Raw genomic sequence first — 18313 nt, forward strand, 5'->3', positions numbered from 1 at the left:
GCACCCGCCGCCTTCCAACCAGGGAGACGAATTGTGGGCGGTGGAAACAACCTGAGAGGCGTCGCCGCGATGAGGCAGCGACGCCCATATGGTGGTGTCAGCTTGTGAAGGTGAACTGTTGCGGCAGCGCCGGGCCGGGATTGGGCCATGTCCAACTGTCGGGTTCCGTTTCCGGCACATTGCGCAGATTGTTGCGGATGATGCCGAAACCGCCAACGGCAAGGCAAAGACCGATCGTCTCGAACTCTTCCGCCGCGATGTCGAAGATTTCCTTCATCTTCTCACCGCGCTTGGCAAGGTCGGCCGTCGAGCGCGCCTCGTCAAACAGCTTGAAGCGCTTCTTCTGGCTTTCCGGCGGCTCCTCGCCTTTCTGGCCATTCGAGGTGTACCAGAGTGCCCACGGAATGGCGTAACGCGACCCCTGCGGATGGAAGGCGAAGAAATCGCGCGGGTCGAGCATCGGATCGAGACCGCCGGGGCCGGGCCAGACGGCAGCATCATGGGCGTTGTCATCGCCGCGCGTGTAATAGAGCGCGCGTTCGATGGTGTTGACCTTGATGTCGACGCCGATCTGCGCCCATTGCGCCTTCACCAGTTCCAGCGCATCGACCAGATCGGGATAAAGCGTCGGGATGACGTCGATCGAGAAGAAGATCGGTTGGCCATCGGGGCGAAGCCGCATGCCATTGCCGTTCTTCTTGTCGTAACCGGCCTTGTCGAGAAGATCATTGGCCTTGTCCGCATCGTATTCGGTGAATTGCCGCGCCAGCTTTTCATTATACCAGGGGTGCGTCGGGCGTGGCCCGGCCTGATATCCCTCGCTCTGACCGAAATAGACGATGTCGATAATTTCCTGCCGGTTGAGTGCGATGGACAGCGCCTGACGGAAGGACTTGTCGGCGAACATCTTGCGCATCGCCGGGTCTTTGTGGGTGATGTTCAGGTAGATCTGGCACTGCTGCGAGGCAGACGGCACCAGCGTCAGCAGGCGGTAGTCACCCTTTTTCATGTTCTGCGACAGGGTCGGCTTGTTGGCGAGAACGCTGATATGGCGCTCCTGAATGTCGATCTTGCCGGAAATCACGTTCAGCATCAGCGATTCCACGTCCTGCGAAATGCCGAAATTGATTTCATCGATATAGGGCAGCTGGTTGCCGTCGGTATCGACCTGCCAGAAGTAAGGGTTGCGGGTCATGACCACGCGTGTCGCGCCGCCGGAATAGGGTTCCTTCACCACCCAGGGGTCCAGCGTCGGCTTGTCGACATTCGACCAGCGGGACGGAATTTCGATATCGCCGCACTTGGCGCGGAACAGTTCCGTCCAGCTCGATACGCCGGCAGCCTTCACATCGGCATCCAGCGCCGTGTTGTATTTCGGCAGGAACTTGCTGCAATAATGCTTGGGGAACAGCGTCGGATGCTGGCCGAGCGGCGTGGCGAGGTTTTCCAGATAAAGCGCATTCGGCGCCGCGAATTTGAACCTTACGGTGAAATCATCGACCTTCTCGACGTCGACGGCCTTGCCGGCCACGGAAAGCTGCGCAGGCGTCGCGCTGTAAAGTTCCTTGTTCTTGATGCAGTCCTCGATGGCGAACACCACGTCATCTGCGGTGAAGGGATGACCATCCGACCATTTTGCGCCCTCCAGCAGATGGAAGGTGAATTGCGAGGCATCGTCGTTGACTTCCCACTTCACCGCAAGGTTCGGCAGAACCTCGGTGAAGTCCATGTTCCAGCGAACCAGCCCCTGATTGCCAACCATGCGCAGGATGCCGTTATGGTCCGACGAGCCGCGCAGGCCACGGCGCAATGTACCGCCATAGGTGCCGATCTTTTCATGCGGTGTCACCACCATCGGATTTTTCGGCAGGCGTTCGGCCAAGGGCGGCAATTTGCCGTCCTTAACCAGCGCCTCCAGTTCCGGCGCTTGGCCGCCGGTGGCTGCCCTGGCCGAGGTCCCGATGACGGAAAGGGCGGCGACGCCCCCAAGCCCCGCCATGAAGGTTCGGCGCGTCACGCCAAGCGAAAATTTATCCCCATCGCGCATCGATCATCCTCCCAAAAAATCACCGGCAGCGAGACGGCTTTCACCGAACCGCAACGGCCCTCCCGGCCAGCCAGCACACCGATCCTCCATCGGCAGGGGCAGACCATATGGGCGTTTTCAGATGATTACAAGTATTGACAGCTTTTTACATATTTTTTATTCGTAGATTGGTTTTCAGGATCAGGCTTGACGAAAAAATCGGCACGACAGCACCCTCGCTTACAAAAACCCCGGTATTTCTGTTGCGATTGAAATGCAGGAAATCCATTAACTTCAGCGATTTGCAACGGAAGGGCTGCTGATGGACAATCAAACCGCATCTGCCGCCGCTCGAGGCGAGACCAGGCTGAGCGACATCATCTACGAAAAGATCATCGGCATGATTTCGGACGGGCGGTTTCCCATGAACGAGCGGCTGCCATCGGAACAGAATCTGGCGTCGTTGTTCGGCGCATCCCGGCCGGTTGTGCGCGAAGCCCTGGAGCGGCTGCGAAACGATGGCCTCATCGTCTCCCAGAAGGGATCGGGCTCCTATGTGCGCCAGCAGCCGGATTCGTCCGTGTTGCAGCAGGTGCCTGTCGGCTCGCTTGCCGACGTGCAGCGGTTCTTCGAATTCCGGTCCGGCCTTGAATCTGCAGCCGCCGAACTTGCGGCGCGCAACTGGCAGGCCGCCGACAAAACCCGCATCGAGCAGGCTATTGCGGCGCTGGAACAGTGTCTGGAGCGCAACGATCTTGGTGCGGAGGAAGACTTTGCCCTGCATGAAGCCATTGCGAAAGCGAGCCACAACCAGTTCCACATCACGGTGCGGATCTGGTTCAAGCCGCATTTCGCGATCGGCCAGTCAGTGACACGCAGCCTCAGCCTCAAGCGCACGCCGCAACATGTGCGCGAGGTGCAGAACGAGCATACGGCAATCGTGGAAGCGATTTTTGCCCGGCGGGAACAGGCCGCGCATGACGCGATGAAAGACCACATCCTGAAGGCGCGCGCGCGCATGTTTCAGGGCGTCGGCAGCTAGAACCGTTTCCGCAATTCGAAGGACGAGACCGTACAGGGCGATGGGAGAATAATCAGTGAGCCAGCCGCGCATCATGGAACCGAAACTCCGCGCCCTCATCGACACGCCGTTGAAAGTCGGCGAATCACCGACATGGGACCAGCGGACCGGCAATCTGTGGTTCGTCGATATTCTCGCCCCCGCCATTTTCTGCCTGTATCCGGGCGGCAAGCTCGACAGATACGATATGCCCGCTGAGGTGGGTTGCCTCGGCCTTTGCGACAATGGCCTCATCGTGGCGGGCCTCAAGACCGGCGTGCATCTTCTTGATCCCGCAAGCGGAACGCTTGAACTTCTGTGCGACCCGGATGAAGGGCGGCCTGACAGCCGCCTCAACGATGGAAAGATCGGCCCGGACGGCCATTTCTGGGTGGGAACCCGCGACGAGGCTGCCATACAGACAGGCAATGCGCGCCTCTATCGCGTCGCACCGGATGGTGGCGTCGAACGCATCATCGATGGCGACATGTTCACCTCAAACGGGCTTGCCTGGAGCCCGGATGGCACGCGCATGTATCATTCCGACAGCAGCGGGCTGATGTATCAGGCGTTCGATTTCGATGTCGCGACCGGCAGGCTCGGTCCGGCCGAACGTCTTCACGACTTCGCACCGGACGAAGGCAGGCCGGATGGGGCAGCGACCGATAGCGAAGGCTGTTACTGGAGCGCCGGCGTTCAGGCCGGGCGTCTCAACCGTTTTTCGCCCGACGGCGAACTGTTCGAGATCTACCGGGTGCCCTTCAGGGGGCCGACCATGCCGTGTTTCGGCGGTCCTGATCTCAAAACGATCTATCTCACAAGCCTCGTGACCGAAACGGACGGCATCACCACCGCCGGCACCCTCGTGGCATTCGATGCCCCTGTCGCTGGCACACCCGTTCACAAATTCTCCATCTGAAGATGACCTTTGATCTGAAGGAACCCAGTTGATGACCACATTCGATTTTCGCCAGGCCCTGCAGGGTATCTCCGGCGTTCCGGTAACGGCCTATGATGCAAGCGGCGAAGTAGACACCGGTGTCACCGCCAAGGTCTACGCCGGTGTTGCAAAGGCGGGCATCCATAATATCGTCGCGGCCGGCAATACCGGTGAATTCTACGCCTTGACGCCCGCAGAAATTCTGAAGGTTTATGAGGCCGCGATAAAAGGGGTCAGCGGAAAAGCCCCGGTCACGGCGGCGATTGGACGCTCGCAGCGCGAGGCTCTCGCCATGGCCCGCCAGGCAAAAGAAATGGGCGCATCCGCCGTCATGTCGCATCAGCCGGTCGACCCTTTTGCGGCGCCGCAATCGCAGATCGACTATTTCGTCGGTCTGGCAGAGGGCAGCGAATTGCCGCTTGTCGCCTATGTCCGTGCGGACGGTTTTTCGGTCGATGACATGGTAAGGCTTTCCAGCCACCCGAATGTTGCGGGCATCAAGTTCGCGACCACCGACATCATGCTGCTGTCGCGGGCGATTGCCGCTTCCGATCCGAAGGGCGCTCTTTATGTCTGCGGCCTTGCGGAAAGCTGGGCGCCCGCCTTTTCGGCCGTCGGCGCCCGCGGTTTCACATCCGGCCTGGTCAACGTGGCTCCGCAATTCTCGCTGCAGGTGCATGATGCCCTGACGTCGGGCGATTTTTCGGCGGCACGCAAGATCGTTGAAAAGATCGAGCTGTTTGAAAGGCTGCGGACACGCTATCGCAACGGCGCCAATGTGACCGTGGTGAAGGAAGCCATGGAAATTCTGGGGCTCAAGGTCGGCCCGGTGCGCGCGCCGGGACTTGCCCGGCTGGACAAAGACGATCGCGCGACGCTTGAAGGCCTGCTCGCCAGCTGGCGTTGACGGGCGCATTTTCCGCTATGCCGGCGATACGCCGGCATGTGCTTGCCGGGTGGCGCGCTGATTTGCGCCACCCGAACAACGGATGGACGCTCAGCCGAACAGCGCGAGACTGCTCCTCACGGTAACCCACACGCCCCAGAGAAGCGGAATACCGACAGCAATCCAGGCAAGGGCCGCCTTGGTATCCAGCCCGCCACGTCCGATGCCGAAGGAACCCGTCGGGCCGGCATTGGCAGCCGCCGTTTTCGCCTGCAGCGCCGCCACCTCCGCATCCGACATGAACCACTTGTCCGAGAGCGGTCGCACGAAAGCATTGGCCACCAGGCCGATCGCCAGCATGCCGGCCAGAATATACATGGTGCTGGTATAGAGCGCTGGTCCCGGCGCCACACCCGCCGCAATCTGCGCCTCGCGGATATAGTTGACGACGACCGGGCCGGCGATGCCGGCAGTCGCCCAGGCCGTCAGCAGGCGACCGTGGATTGCGCCGACGAACTGCGTGCCGAAAATATCGGCGAGATAAGCGGGAATGGTCGCAAAACCACCGCCATACATGGACAGGATGATGCCGAAGGCCAGCACGAAGAGCGCCTTGGAGCCCATCGTCGCCAGCGTCGGCGCCAGCGCATAAAGAATGATGCCGAGAATGAAGAAGCAAAAGTAAGTGTTCTTGCGGCCGATCTTGTCGGACATCGACGCCCAGAAGAAGCGGCCACCGATGTTAAAGAGCGAAAGCAGACCGGTGAAGCCGGCCGCAATCGCCGCGATCTGCGCCTTCTGCCCGGCATCGAGATCTGCAAAGCCCACGCCGGGCAAGCCGATCAGCGAGCCCGCGAAGATTTCCTGCAGCATGGGCGAGGCCATGCCGATGACGCCGATGCCCGCCGAAACGTTCAGGCACAGCACCGCCCAGATCAGCCAGAATTGCGGCGTCTTGTGCGCATCGCGCAGATGCACGTGGCGATGGGTTATCATCGCGCTTTTGGCGGAGGGCGCCGTCCAGCCTTCCGGCCGCCAGCCCGATGGCGGAATGCGGTAACCGAAGGCGCCCGCCATCATGAAGACGAAATAGATCAGGGCCATGACGACGAAAGTCTGCCAGACGCCGACCGAAACATCCGTCTTGAAGCTGTTCATCAGGAGATTGGCGAGCGGCGCACCGATCATCGCTCCACCACCGAAGCCCATGATGGCCATGCCCGTCGCCATGCCGCGACGGTCCGGAAACCATTTGATCAACGTCGATACGGGCGAAATATAACCAAGCCCGAGCCCGATACCGCCAATGACACCGGCACCCAGCCACATCAGCCATAATTGATGCGTGATGACACCGACTGCCGCCACCAGAATACCGCCGCACCAGCAGCAGGCGGAAACGAAGCCGGCCTTGCGCGGCCCCACTCTTTCCAGCCAGCCGCCCCAAATGGCTGCGGAGCAGCCCAGAAGAACGAAGAAAAGCGTATAGATCCAGCCGAGATCGGCGACGCGCCAGTTGCACTGAGTGGTGAACAGCGCGCCCAGAAGGGTGAGGCTGGAGCAGCTGGGGTCCGTGGCCGGCAGCGCCTTCGACAGCGGCAGCCAGAACACGCTGAAGCCATAGGCCATGCCGATGCATAGATGAATGGCAAGCGCCGCCGGCGGCACCAGCCAGCGATTGAAACCCGGTCTTGCGATTATTCGTTCGCGGTCCAAAAACCCGGCTTGCGCCGCCTCTCCCGCCGTTGCATCTGCTACTGCCATTGACATTACCTCCCTCGTGAATGTCTGGACATGTCACGTTCGCCCGTCAGGCGAACACCGATATCGCCGAACGTCCCCCGTCCGGCCGAAAGTCTGATTTTGCAGCCGTGCCGCTCACGCCTCCGTGCTTTCCGGCACGCTCGGTTCCGAAAGGGACTCACCCGCAATTGGTCCCTTGCCGCCCGGTGCGCCTTTTGCATCGTCGCCGAGACCCACGGCATCGGCTGCCGGATCATCGGGCCGCTTGATCTTCTTCGAGGCGGCCAGCACCAGCGGCAGAAAATCACCGGCACCGGCATCCACCATCTCGAAGAACCGGCGTCGCATGCGCGGTTCCCAGAACTTGTTGATATGCGTCGCGACACCTTCGATACGAATATCTTCCGGCTGCGACAGAAAGAATGTCGCAATCTGGTTCGCCATTCGCACCAGCTTTTCATCGGTGTGGTTGAGCAACATGACCTATTCCCCCGCGCCGGCAGCCGGCCGGTGCCTCTGTGTGTCATAAGGCCGGGCGCACCCGGCCCTCCTTATTCCGCCGCTTCGAGCTTGCCGGCGATCCGCCGCGACCGGCGGCCAAGCGCATCATATTCCTCCTGCCATTCGGTCGGCCCGTTGGAGGGCGAGACCTGCACGGCGGTCACCTTGTATTCTGGGCAATTGGTTGCCCAGTCGGAGAAGTCGGTGGTGATGACGTTCGCCTGCGTGCCGGGATGGTGGAAGGTCGTATAGACCACACCCGGCGCCACACGGTCGGTGATCAACGCCCGCAGCGTCGTGTCTCCAGACCGGCTGGCAAGCTTGATCCAGTCGCCATCCTTCACGCCGCGCTGTTCGGCATCGTGCGGATGGATTTCGAGACGATCCTCCTCGTGCCACACGACGTTTTCGGTGCGCCGCGTCTGCGCGCCGACATTGTATTGCGACAGGATGCGGCCGGTGGTGAGCAGCAGCGGGAACCGCGGACCGGTCCGTTCGTCCGTCGCCACATATTCGGTGCGGATGAACTTGCCCTTGCCGCGGACAAAACCGTCCACATGCATGATCGGCGAACCCTCGGGGAATTTCTCGTTGCAGGGCCACTGCACCGAACCCTTCTCTTCCAGATAGTCGTAGGAGACGCCGGCAAAGCTTGGCGTCGTCGCGGCGATCTCGTCCATGATTTCGGACGGGTGTGCGTAATTCCACGCAAGTCCCATGGCCTGCGCCAGCTTCTGCGTCACTTCCCAGTCGGCATAACCGTTCTTCGGCGACATGACCTTGCGCACGCGGTTGATGCGGCGCTCGGCATTGGTGAAGGTGCCGTCCTTTTCGAGGAAGGTGGAACCCGGCAGGAAGACATGGGCATAATTCGCCGTCTCGTTCAGGAAGAGATCGTGCACCACGACACATTCCATCGCAGCGAGACCGGCCGAAACATGCTTCGTGTCCGGATCGGACTGGAGAATATCCTCGCCCTGAATATAGATGCCCTTGAAGCTGCCATCGACGGCCGCATCGAGCATGTTGGGAATGCGCAGCCCCGGCTCGTTGTTGAGCTTCACACCCCAGAGTTTCTCGAAGATGTCGCGCGTCGCATCGTCGGAAATATGCCGATAGCCCGGAAGTTCGTGCGGGAACGAGCCCATGTCGCAGGAGCCCTGAACATTGTTCTGCCCGCGCAGCGGATTGACCCCCACGCCGGGGCGGCCGATATTGCCGGTCGCCATGGCGAGGTTGGCGATTGCCATCACCGTGGTAGACCCCTGGCTGTGTTCGGTGACACCGAGCCCGTAATAGATGGCGCCATTGCCGCCCCGGGCGTAAAGACGCGCCGCGCCGCGAACTTCTTCCGCCGGCACGCCGGTGAAGCTTTCGGTTTCTTCCGGGCTGTGTTGGGGTTCTGCAACGAAGGCCGCCCAATCCTCGAATTCCGACCAGTCGCAACGCTCGCGGATGAAGGCTTCGTTGAACAGGCCTTCCGTGACGATGACATGCGCAAGCGCCGTCAGCACCGCGACATTCGTTCCGGGCTTCAGCGGCAGGTGGAAGGACGCCTCCACATGCGGCGTGCGGACGAGATCGATCCGGCGCGGATCGATGACGATCAGTTTGGCGCCCTGACGCAGCCGTTTCTTCAGCCGCGAGCCGAAAACCGGATGCCCATCGGTCGGATTGGCGCCGATGACCAGCACTACATCGGATTGCTCGACACTGTCGAAATTCTGCGTGCCGGCGGAGGTGCCGAAAGCCTGGCCGAGACCGTAGCCGGTCGGCGAATGGCAGACGCGGGCGCAGGTATCGACGTTGTTATTGCCGAAGCCGGCGCGGATGAGTTTCTGGACGAGGAAGGTTTCTTCATTCGTGCAGCGCGACGAGGTGATGCCGCCGATGGATTCCCGGCCATAGGCGCCTTGAATCCGCTTAAACTCCGAGGCGACGTGGGAGAAAGCCTCCTCCCACGTGACTTCCCGCCAGGGATCGCTGATCTTTTCGCGGATCATCGGGTTGAGAATGCGGTCCCTGTGGGTGGCATAACCATAGGCGAAGCGACCCTTGACGCAGGAATGGCCGCGATTGGCCTGCCCGTCCTTCCACGGCACCATGCGCACCAGTTCTTCACCGCGCATTTCCGCCTTGAAGGAGCAGCCGACACCGCAATAGGCGCAGGTCGTGACCAGCGAATGTTCCGGCTGGCCGATCTCGATCACCGATTTTTCCGTCAGCGTCGCCGTCGGACAGGCCTGCACGCAGGCGCCGCAGGAAACGCAGTCGGAATCGAGGAATGCCTCATGCGCGCCGGGCGACACACGGCTTTCGAAACCGCGCCCTTCGATCGTCAGCGCGAAGGTGCCCTGCACTTCCTCACAGGCGCGCACGCAGCGGGAACAGACAATGCATTTGGAAGGATCATAGGTGAAATAGGGATTGCTCTCGTCCTTCGGCATCCAGCGGGCGTTGAGATCGCCCTCACCGGTGCGGACCTTGACGTGGTTGTCGCCTTCATAACCGTAGCGCACATCGCGCAGGCCCACGGCACCCGCCATATCCTGCAGCTCGCAATCGCCATTGGCGGCGCAGGTCAGACAGTCGAGCGGGTGATCGGAAATATAAAGCTCCATCACGCCCTTGCGGATCTGCTTCAGCCGCTCCGTCTGCGTGTGCACGACGAGACCGGGGGCAACAGGCGTGGTGCAGGAGGCGGGGGTGCCGTTGCGGCCCTCCACCTCGATCAGACAGAGCCGGCAGGAGCCGAAGGCGTCCACCATATCGGTGGCGCAGAGTTTCGGAACATCGATGCCCGCTTCCCGGGATGCGCGCATGATCGAGGTTCCCGCCGGCACGGTCACCTGCCGTCCGTCGATGGTCAGCGTCACCATATCCGTTGCGAGGGATTTCGGGGTTCCATAGTCGAATTCTGTCACAAGGGCCATGGTCTTACTCCGCCGCTTCAACACGTGGGATGGGGGCAAAATCATCGGGGAAATGCCGGAGCGCGCTCATGACGGGATAGGGCGTGAAACCGCCGAGCGCACAGAGCGAACCGAATTTCATGGTTTCGCAGAGGTCCGCGAGGAGCGCGGTGTTCTTCTCCCGCTCGATGCCAAGCGCGATCCTGTCAACCGTCTCGACGCCGCGCGTGGAACCGATGCGGCAGGGCGTGCACTTGCCGCAGCTTTCGACGGCGCAGAACTCCAGCGCGAACCGCGCCTGATGCAGCATATCGGCGGTATCGTCGAAAACCACGATACCGGCATGCCCGATAAGCCCGCCAGCCGCCGTAAAGGCTTCGTAATCAAAAATCGTGTCGAAGAGCGAAACCGGGAAATAGGCGCCGAGCGGACCGCCCACCTGCACCGCCTTGACGGGGCGGCCAGTGATCGTGCCGCCACCGATATCATTGACCAGCTGCCCGAGCGGCAAACCGAATGCGGTCTCATAAAGCCCGCCATGTTTGACGTTTCCGGCAAGCTGGATAGGAATGGTGCCATGCGAACGGCCAACGCCGAAATCGCGATAAAAGGCCGCGCCGCGATCCATGATAACAGGAATGGAGGCGAGCGAAATCACATTGTTGACGACGGTGGGCCTGCCGAACAGGCCCTGCAGGGCAGGCAGCGGCGGCTTGGCGCGCACGGTGCCGCGCTTGCCTTCCAGACTGTTCAGAAGCGAGGTTTCCTCGCCGCAGACATAAGCGCCGGCGCCCATGCGCACTTCCATATCGAAGGCGCGGCCGGAACCGAGCACGGAGGGCCCGATGATGCCTTCGCGGCGGGCGATTTCGATCGCCTGCTCCATGACCTTGATGGCGTAAGGATATTCCGAGCGGGTATAGATGAAACCTTTTGTCGCGCCGACGGCGAGGCCGGCAATCGCCATGCCTTCGATCAGCACGAAGGGATCGCCTTCCATGATCATGCGATCGGCAAAGGTGCCGCTGTCACCCTCATCCGCATTGCAGACGATGTATTTCTGATCGGCGACCGCGTCGGCGACGGTCTTCCATTTGATGCCGGTTGGGAAACCCGCGCCGCCGCGTCCGCGCAGGCCGCTTTCGGTTACCTGCGCAACGATGTCCAGCGGTGCCATGGCAACGGCTTTTTCAAGGCCCTTCATGCCCTGATAGGCGCGATAATCCTCAAGCGACAATGGATCGGTAACGCCGCAGCGGGCAAATGTCAGGCGCGTCTGGCTTTTCAGGAACGGGATGTCCTTTGTCGGCCCGAGACAGAGACGATGCTCGCCGCCGGTGAGAAAACCCGCATCGAAAAGCGAAGCAACGTCGCCGGCCTTGACCGGTCCGTAGGCGATCCGGCCCTGTTCGGTGCGCACTTCCACAAGCACTTCAAGCCAGAGCATGCCGCGTGAGCCATTGCGGACGATACGGACATCAAGATTGCGGCTGACCGCCTCACGGGCGATCGCTTCGGCCACCCGGTTTGCGCCAACGGCAAGAGCGGCGGAATCGCCCGGAACAAAAACGGTGACACTCATCGGCGCGCCTCCGTCAGAATGTCGCCAAGACAGTCTTCGTCAAGGCGGGCATGGACTTCGCCATCCAGCATCAGGGCTGGCGCCTGCGCGCAGAGCCCGAGACAGAAGACCGGTTCCAGCGTGACCGAGCCGTCGGCTGCGGTTTCATGCCAGTCGAGGCCGAGCCGGTTCCTGATGGTATCCGCCAGAGGCTCGCCACCCATCGACTGGCAAGCCTCGGCGCGACAGAGCTTTAAAACATGCCGGCCGGAAGGATGATCGCGAAAATCGGGATAGAAGGTTACGACGCCATGAACCTCGGCGCGCGATATATTCAGCGCGGATGCGACGATCTGCTTGGCGCTTTCCGGTATGTAACCGAATTCTTCCTGCACCGCGTGCAAAATCGGCAGCAACGGCCCCTCCAGGTGGAGAAATTCGTCAATGATAGCGGAAACACGGGCCGCCTCATCTGCGGCAACCGCACGAATATTCATAAGCCAGTCCTCCCAAACCGACAGGGGCAGGTATAGCGAGCGGCACATGTTTCAGTGTCAGCGCAGCCCCTGCATCATCGGGGAGAATGGCGAGATCGGCCGGATCAGGTCAATAATGTGTTTTCGTCAACCGATAGAAAATTCCTATCAAAAGCCATCGCCGCTGCGCGCTGACGCGCCTCATGCAGAAGCGCGGAAACCAGTGGCGTGTGCGGCTCACGATAGGTCGCGATCAATCCCACCAGATGTTCCGCATCCGGCTCGGTAATCGGTATCATTCTGATCTGCTTTGGAAAACCAAACGATTCCGCTATGTTACGCGGCATTATTGAAGCCCATTGTCCGGTTCGGATATGCGAAAACAGCACAATCATGGAGTTGGATTCCAGTGTCGGTTTCACCTCCACACCCGCTTCAGCCATATGTTTGTTGATGATGCGGCGGTTCTGCATATCCGAAGTCAATAGGCATAACCTAAGACCTGAAACCTGCCTCCAGGTAACGCTTTCCTGATCGGCAAGCGGCGTTCCGGCGGCTGCAATCAGGTGATATCGCTCCGAATAAAGCGGCACCGTGGTCACACGCCCCAGCGGTTCATTGTCGAGATAGCTGATTCCCGCATCGATCTCGAGGTTTTCGATCTGGCTCAGGACCTGAAGCGAGGTGCGTGACGTCACGGAAAAGGTCACATCCGGATGCCGCGCCTGAAAGGATTCCGTCAATCGCGGCACCATCGCAAGCGCTGTCGGAATGACCGCAAGCCGGATATGGCCCGCCAGACCCTTGCGCGCCGCCCGCATTTCCTCACGCATGGTGCGCGTATCGGCGACGATGCGCCGCGCCCATTCCAGAACACGCTGGCCCTCCGGCGTCAGCCCCTGATAACGCGCCGCACGCACCACGAGAACGACCCCCAGCTGGTCTTCCAGCTGCCGGATCGCAGCCGAGAGACTGGGTTGAGAAACACCACACTCCTCCGCCGCACGGCCAAAATGCTCTGCGCGCGCCAATGCAATGAAAAATTCCAGCTTGTCGATCATGCGTCCTCCCGCAGTGACTCGCGACCCTATGCATGATGCGAGCAGAAGAACACTAAAGCGAGGCGGACAAGCCCGCAAATGGACGCGATTGTTTTCCTGCGCAGACGGCAAGGCCGAGTTCCCTTAAGGGCGAAGAGTCATGCGCGTCGACCTGCTTTTGCGGGCGGCAATCCAGCCCAAACGGTGCTGGACTGGAGATGCGAGCGCTGTGCCAATGATGGGGATCGGCGCCCTGCCCTCTCATTCTCAGGCGTTTCCTGCAGCGGCCGAGACCATCCGGCACTTCCGCAGCCATAAGCTTTATTTGTCGTCCGGCTTGATGAAGTCGGTTATCGCGGGTGGCTTCAGGACAAACTGGCGATCCGAGCTGATATAATTATCGGCGTGCAGGCGCGCGATCGGCTGATACCGGTCCGGATCGACATAACGCCCCTCCGTATCGAGGCAATCCTTGTGGACATGCATGTGCACGACCTCCCCCAATACCAGTGTACGGCGTGGATAATCGATCAAACGCTCCACACGGCACTCAAAGGCACAGGGCGATTCCGCCGCAAAGCTCGCATCGATCTTGCTGCAGGATTTGGCGGTCAGCCCGACAATCGAAAGTTCATCGACCTCGCTATCGAAGCCAAGGCCGCAGACGAGCATTTGATCGGACAGAGCCATGTCGACCATGTTGATGACAAATTCGCCGGTGCGGCGAATATTGGCCATCGTGTCTTTCTCTTCGCCCGTCACCCGCGGCTGGATACCGAGAATAACGATCGGCGGATCGTGGGAGAAAACGTTGAAAAAGCTCATCGGCGCGGCGTTGTTGTGGCCTGCGGCCGAACGCGTCGTGACAAGCGCTATCGGCCGTGGGCCAATAAAATTGGTCAGCAAACGATAACGGCTCTGCGGCTCAAGCGCGGTAAAATCGAATTCCATGGGAGCACCTGATTTATTGTATACAATAATATTTCATATTGCAGACAATTTCTCAATCGCCGTCATCGCTTGAGGTCGATTTTTCCAGCGCCAGCTTTCTGAAGCGAGGAAGGAGCGCAGACATCCCTCGCATTTTCCGACCTTATCGACGGGACCATCATCCACGCATCGGCTTTCAGCGCAAATAAAAACTCCCCGACCTGGAGAGGACGGGGAGCAAACCTGACATCATGCCAGGAACTTTGACTGGAGCTAGTGACTCACCCGTTCGGAAACGGGGTGGATCTGAGTTGTCTAACCCGGTTAGGCTTTTTGTCGAGTATTAGAACGAACGCTCAAGACGAACGAAACCGGTCCAGCTGTCGCCAGCGCCGCTGTCGATGCCTTCACGACCGTCTACGTCCTGGTAGTTAACCGCAACCTTCGTGGAGAGACCGGAGGTGATCTTGTAGCTAGCAGCTACACCCGCACGCCATGCATCGCGATCACCCGTGAACTTGCCGTCCGTGCCGATATCCAGCGTACCGAAGTACTGGAAGCCGGGGGTGATGGTCAGCTTGTCGGTTGCCTTGATGGAGTATTCGGCAGCAACGGTCCACTCGGATTCTTCGTAGTAGGCGTTCGCACCCGAAGCCCACGCGCCGGCGAGACCGAAGACGCCCGGACCAAGCTCTGCCGTCAGGATTGCGCGGATTGCGCCATTCTCAGCATTGGTGTCGTAACCGCCGAGAATGTTCGCCTTAACGCCGCCGAGCTTTGCGCCGACGATACCGCTGACACCAACGTTGTTGTCGCCCTTACCGTTAAGGGACGACCAGTTGCGCTGGGCAACGCCGAGATTGTTCGTCTTGTTGATGGCGGTGTAGTTGGCATTTTTGTCATCGACGTCGTTACCGGCGATAATGCCTTCCAGCTCTTCAACGGCTACGCCAACGTAGAAGGAACCAGCGTCGTATGTATAACGAATGGCGTTCAGACGGGTCTTGTTGGAGCTAAGCTGGTCGTACTCGCCGGCGAGACCGTCATCCCACCAGTTGTAGTAAAAACCAACCTTCAAGCCGCTCAGTTCGATGAAGGCCTGGTCGACAACAACGCCACGGCTGCTGTCCTGGTCAGCATCGCCGCGGAAGCCGATGTAGCCACGCAGAGCGCCGAGCTCGGTGTCAGTGCGGGTGTCGATGTTGAACTGGGCGCGGCTGAAGCTATCCCAATCCGAATCGCCCGACTTACGGCGACCGAAATCGGTCTGGAAACGAACGTAACCATCGAACTTCAGGCAGGTTTCGGTGCCGGGGATGTAGAAGAAGCCGGTACCGAATGCGTCGCAGACGCGGACATATTCCATGGGCTCGGGCTCGGCAGCGACGATAGCGTCAGCGGCCTGTGCGCCGGATACTGCTGCGAGAGCGGCAGCGGAGCCGATCAGAAGGCTCTTGATGTTCATTTGTAATCTCCAGTCAAAAATTTTTCAACAAATGCGCAAATTTGAGGGCTGGTCTTTCCCTGCCGCCCGCTTCCCTGCGCTGAATGAGCAAATGACAGAAACCACCATGGAGTCGCAATCCAAATCGACCAAATAGAAATATAATAGAAGTACACATTCATATTACGTAGTAAAATTACAACAAGTTAGTAGTTTTATATGTAGTAATTTTATATTTTACTTTGCAATAATTACATTTATTACTACAGCTAAATTTTCTAAAATGACAATATTATTAATAAGCGAAATACACTCTCAACGCCCCACGCGATCCTGCGGGGGAAACGAGAATGCACTCATATGCGGGATGAGGCTGCGTGGACTTTCATCGCAAAGCGCGGATCGGGAAAGAAAAGTGCGGGAAATAAAGACGGCGCGTCGCAGCGCGCATGGCGGCACGCTCCCGGTAATCCACTGGAGGCAGAGCTTATGGTCTATCGCCGGAGAGGCCGGTGGGGAATATCGTTCTATTCGCCAGCATTGCCTCGATCGCATCCGCAGGAAGCGGACGGCTGAAATAATAACCCTGACCGTAAGGGCAGCCGGCGGCGCGCAGAAACGCCGCCTGCTCACCGCTCTCCACACCTTCGGCAATGACATCGATGCCCAGAGACCCGGCAAGCTGGATCATGATCGAGACGATGGCGCTGTCCTTGGTTTTTTCCGGCAGGTGGGTGAGGAACGAGCGGTCTATCTTCATGCAGGACAGCGGGAATGTCTTGAGCATGCCAAGACAGGAATAGCCGATACCGAAATCATCCAGCGCCAGGCTGACGCCCATCTGTTTGATGGCCCGCATGATCCGCACCGATGTTTCGACATCCTGAATGATGAGCGTCTCGGTGATTTCGATTTCCAGCAGCGATGGCGCAAGGCCGGTTTCCTTCAGCACCGATCTGATCTGCTGCACCAGCCCGCCCTGAAACTGCCGCGGCGAGATATTGACCGCCATTTTGACGGGCGAGAGGCCGGCGGCAGCCCATGCCTGCGCCTGACGACAGGCCTTCCTGAGAATGCTTTCGCCGAGTTCCACGATGAGCCCGGTTTCTTCCGCAAGCCCGATGAATTCCGCAGGGCCTAGCAGACCTTCCGTGGGGTGCTGCCAGCGCACCAGCGCCTCAACGCCGCTGATCCCGCCGCTGACAAGATCGACCTGCGGCTGGAAGTGCAGGACGAACTCGTCCCTCTTCACGGCTTTGCGCAACTCCTCGATGCGGGTGAACTTCTTCCTCAGATCATCCGCCATGTTCGGGGTGAAGGTGGCAATGCTGTCGCGCCCGTTATGTTTGGCTTCATACATGGCAAGGTCGGCCGCCGCGACGATTTCCGCCGTGGTTTGCCCGTGTTCGGGGAAAAAGGCCATGCCGATGCTGCATGTCACCTTGATATCGTAATTGCCGATGCGCAATGGCTGAGAAACCGCCGCGCGGATGCGCTGCAGGCGGCTTTCGACATCGTCCCTGCGCTCTTCAAGAATGATGACGAACTCATCCCCACCGACCCGGAGAACCAGATCGTTCTGCCGGAGGCTTTTTGCAATGCGCTCGGCGGTCTTCGACAAAAGTGCATCGCCGATGCTGTGACCGAGCGTATCGTTGATCTGCTTGAAATTGTCGAGATCGAGAAAGCCGATGCCGACCCTTCGGTTCGCCTTTGCCGCCGCAGCCAGTATTTCGGGCAGTCGCGTATCGAGGAAACGGCGGTTCGGCAGCCGGGTCAGCATGTCGTGATCCGCCAGAAAGGCGATATGTTCCGCCGCCCTTTTGCGGTCGATCGCCAGCCCCGCCATGCGCGCTGCGGCAGCGATAAACTCCACCAGCGCCGCATCCGGCTCACGGCCGGCAAGCATGCACCAGACGAAGCCATGCGCCTTGCCTTCGCTGGCGGGAATATCGAAACTGAATGCCACCTGCTCCGCCGGATGGGTGAGGCTCTCGGGATCACTGACACTGGAAACAAGGGCGGTCAGCCCCTTCTGCTGCGCAAGCGCCGGCGAGGCGTAAACGGAAGGCTCCCCTTCCGCCGCATCGAACACCCGCACCGCACAGGCCAGTCCGGTTGCGAGATTTTCGATGGCCTTGACGAATTCCTCGAGAAAATCCTCGATACGCGCCGCCGCGACAATCATTTCCAGAATATGCGCCTGCGCCTGAAGCAGTCTTTCCGAAGCCTTTTTCTGGGTTATATCCCGTGAGGCGCCAACCACGCCGATGATGTTGCCGGCCTTGTCCTTCAACGGCACGCGCGACATCATCAGCCAGCGATCGATATCGCCGCGCATGGCGCGCTCCTCGTAACCGAGATCCGGTTCGCCGGTGCGCATCACCCGCGCCTCGGTATCGGGAATGCCGGCACGGTGCGCCGCCTCACCATTAATCTCGTAATCGGTGAGCCCGATCAGTTGCTCGACCGTGTCAAAACCGTTTTCGGTAACGATGGCCCGATTGGCGAAAAGAAAGCGCCCTTCCAGATCCTTGGCATAGATAAAATCCGGCACGTGGTCGATCATTGCTTCCAGAAGCGCGTGCCGGTCGGAAGGATTGGCATTTTCGCTCTTGTCAGGAGTGGCAGATGGCGTGACATCGCGCTTTTTTCGCGACATCCGGGTCTCTTCGGGTGTCTTCGGGCCTTTGGAACGCACCTCTCCGCCTCATCATCTTACAAGGAAGCGGAATAGTAGGATTATACGTATTATATAAGTATGAACAACGGTGGGAGATTGCCGGGAAAGCAG

13 protein-coding genes are annotated in these 18313 nt (G+C 59.8%); 3 read left to right on the top strand and 10 right to left on the bottom strand.

The window, feature by feature from the left end; translation table 11 throughout:
- Window positions 1–97 precede the first annotated feature (97 nt).
- Complete coding sequence (locus ACIQUH_RS12670) at window positions 98–2047, bottom strand: ABC transporter substrate-binding protein (protein ID WP_400815435.1); 1950 nt, start codon at window positions 2045–2047, stop codon at window positions 98–100.
- A gap of 301 nt (window positions 2048–2348) precedes the next feature.
- Between ACIQUH_RS12670 and ACIQUH_RS12675 the strand changes: the two genes are divergently transcribed.
- From ACIQUH_RS12675 to ACIQUH_RS12685, 3 genes are read left to right on the top strand one after another with little or no spacing between them, the layout of a single operon-like run.
- The gene (locus tag ACIQUH_RS12675; protein WP_174030028.1) at window positions 2349–3068 is read left to right on the top strand and encodes a FadR/GntR family transcriptional regulator; all 720 of its coding nucleotides are present in this window, start codon (window positions 2349–2351) and stop codon (window positions 3066–3068) included.
- A gap of 55 nt (window positions 3069–3123) precedes the next feature.
- A complete protein-coding gene (locus ACIQUH_RS12680) occupies window positions 3124–4005 on the top strand; it encodes an SMP-30/gluconolactonase/LRE family protein (RefSeq protein ID WP_400815438.1) in 882 nt (293 codons plus the stop codon).
- A gap of 31 nt (window positions 4006–4036) precedes the next feature.
- The gene (locus ACIQUH_RS12685) at window positions 4037–4933 is read left to right on the top strand and encodes a dihydrodipicolinate synthase family protein (protein WP_400815440.1); all 897 of its coding nucleotides are present in this window, start codon (window positions 4037–4039) and stop codon (window positions 4931–4933) included.
- Window positions 4934–5023: 90 nt separating this feature from the next.
- Here the strand turns inward: ACIQUH_RS12685 and ACIQUH_RS12690 are convergent, their stop codons facing one another.
- From ACIQUH_RS12690 to ACIQUH_RS12730, 9 genes are all read right to left on the bottom strand, one after another.
- Window positions 5024–6676, bottom strand: a complete 1653-nt coding sequence (locus ACIQUH_RS12690; protein ID WP_400815443.1) for an OFA family MFS transporter — start codon at window positions 6674–6676, stop codon at window positions 5024–5026.
- 114 nt (window positions 6677–6790) lie between these two features.
- Window positions 6791–7135, bottom strand: coding sequence for a formate dehydrogenase subunit delta (locus tag ACIQUH_RS12695; RefSeq protein WP_065657700.1), 345 nt, complete (start codon window positions 7133–7135; stop codon window positions 6791–6793).
- Between the two features lie 71 nt (window positions 7136–7206).
- Window positions 7207–10089, bottom strand: a complete 2883-nt coding sequence (gene fdhF, locus ACIQUH_RS12700) for a formate dehydrogenase subunit alpha (RefSeq protein WP_400815445.1) — start codon at window positions 10087–10089, stop codon at window positions 7207–7209.
- Between the two features lie 4 nt (window positions 10090–10093).
- The gene (locus ACIQUH_RS12705) at window positions 10094–11650 is read right to left on the bottom strand and encodes a formate dehydrogenase beta subunit (protein WP_400815448.1); all 1557 of its coding nucleotides are present in this window, start codon (window positions 11648–11650) and stop codon (window positions 10094–10096) included.
- Window positions 11647–12126 (bottom strand): formate dehydrogenase subunit gamma, encoded by a 480-nt coding sequence (locus ACIQUH_RS12710; RefSeq protein ID WP_400815451.1) that lies wholly within the window; start codon window positions 12124–12126, stop codon window positions 11647–11649. Before ACIQUH_RS12710 ends, ACIQUH_RS12705 begins: the two co-directional genes overlap by 4 nt.
- A gap of 104 nt (window positions 12127–12230) precedes the next feature.
- On the bottom strand, window positions 12231–13166 hold the full coding sequence (locus ACIQUH_RS12715; protein ID WP_400815453.1) for a LysR family transcriptional regulator: 936 nt from the start codon (window positions 13164–13166) through the stop codon (window positions 12231–12233).
- A 300-nt stretch (window positions 13167–13466) separates the two neighbouring features.
- Complete coding sequence (locus tag ACIQUH_RS12720) at window positions 13467–14096, bottom strand: flavin reductase family protein (RefSeq protein ID WP_400815455.1); 630 nt, start codon at window positions 14094–14096, stop codon at window positions 13467–13469.
- Window positions 14097–14418: 322 nt separating this feature from the next.
- Window positions 14419–15540 carry a porin gene (locus tag ACIQUH_RS12725; RefSeq protein ID WP_400815457.1) on the bottom strand — a complete coding sequence of 374 codons (1122 nt, stop codon included), beginning with the start codon at window positions 15538–15540 and terminating at the stop codon, window positions 14419–14421.
- 466 nt (window positions 15541–16006) lie between these two features.
- Window positions 16007–18181, bottom strand: coding sequence for a putative bifunctional diguanylate cyclase/phosphodiesterase (locus tag ACIQUH_RS12730; protein ID WP_400815459.1), 2175 nt, complete (start codon window positions 18179–18181; stop codon window positions 16007–16009).
- Window positions 18182–18313: the final 132 nt, after the last annotated feature.

The sequence above is a fragment of the Agrobacterium sp. NPDC090283 genome (genome assembly GCF_044769685.1).
GTDB lineage: Bacteria > Pseudomonadota > Alphaproteobacteria > Rhizobiales > Rhizobiaceae > Agrobacterium.

Coding starts and splice junctions, on each gene's coding strand:
- ACIQUH_RS12670 (WP_400815435.1), bottom strand. CDS start 2,047: ATGCGCGATGGGGATAAATTTTCGCTTGGCGTGACGCGCCGAACCTTC.
- ACIQUH_RS12690 (WP_400815443.1), bottom strand. CDS start 6,676: ATGGCAGTAGCAGATGCAACGGCGGGAGAGGCGGCGCAAGCCGGGTTT.
- ACIQUH_RS12705 (WP_400815448.1), bottom strand. CDS start 11,650: ATGAGTGTCACCGTTTTTGTTCCGGGCGATTCCGCCGCTCTTGCCGTT.
- ACIQUH_RS12730 (WP_400815459.1), bottom strand. CDS start 18,181: ATGTCGCGAAAAAAGCGCGATGTCACGCCATCTGCCACTCCTGACAAG.
- ACIQUH_RS12710 (WP_400815451.1), bottom strand. CDS start 12,126: ATGAATATTCGTGCGGTTGCCGCAGATGAGGCGGCCCGTGTTTCCGCT.
- ACIQUH_RS12675 (WP_174030028.1), top strand. CDS start 2,349: ATGGACAATCAAACCGCATCTGCCGCCGCTCGAGGCGAGACCAGGCTG.
- fdhF (WP_400815445.1), bottom strand. CDS start 10,089: ATGGCCCTTGTGACAGAATTCGACTATGGAACCCCGAAATCCCTCGCA.
- ACIQUH_RS12725 (WP_400815457.1), bottom strand. CDS start 15,540: ATGAACATCAAGAGCCTTCTGATCGGCTCCGCTGCCGCTCTCGCAGCA.
- ACIQUH_RS12685 (WP_400815440.1), top strand. CDS start 4,037: ATGACCACATTCGATTTTCGCCAGGCCCTGCAGGGTATCTCCGGCGTT.
- ACIQUH_RS12715 (WP_400815453.1), bottom strand. CDS start 13,166: ATGATCGACAAGCTGGAATTTTTCATTGCATTGGCGCGCGCAGAGCAT.
- ACIQUH_RS12720 (WP_400815455.1), bottom strand. CDS start 14,096: ATGGAATTCGATTTTACCGCGCTTGAGCCGCAGAGCCGTTATCGTTTG.
- ACIQUH_RS12695 (WP_065657700.1), bottom strand. CDS start 7,135: ATGTTGCTCAACCACACCGATGAAAAGCTGGTGCGAATGGCGAACCAG.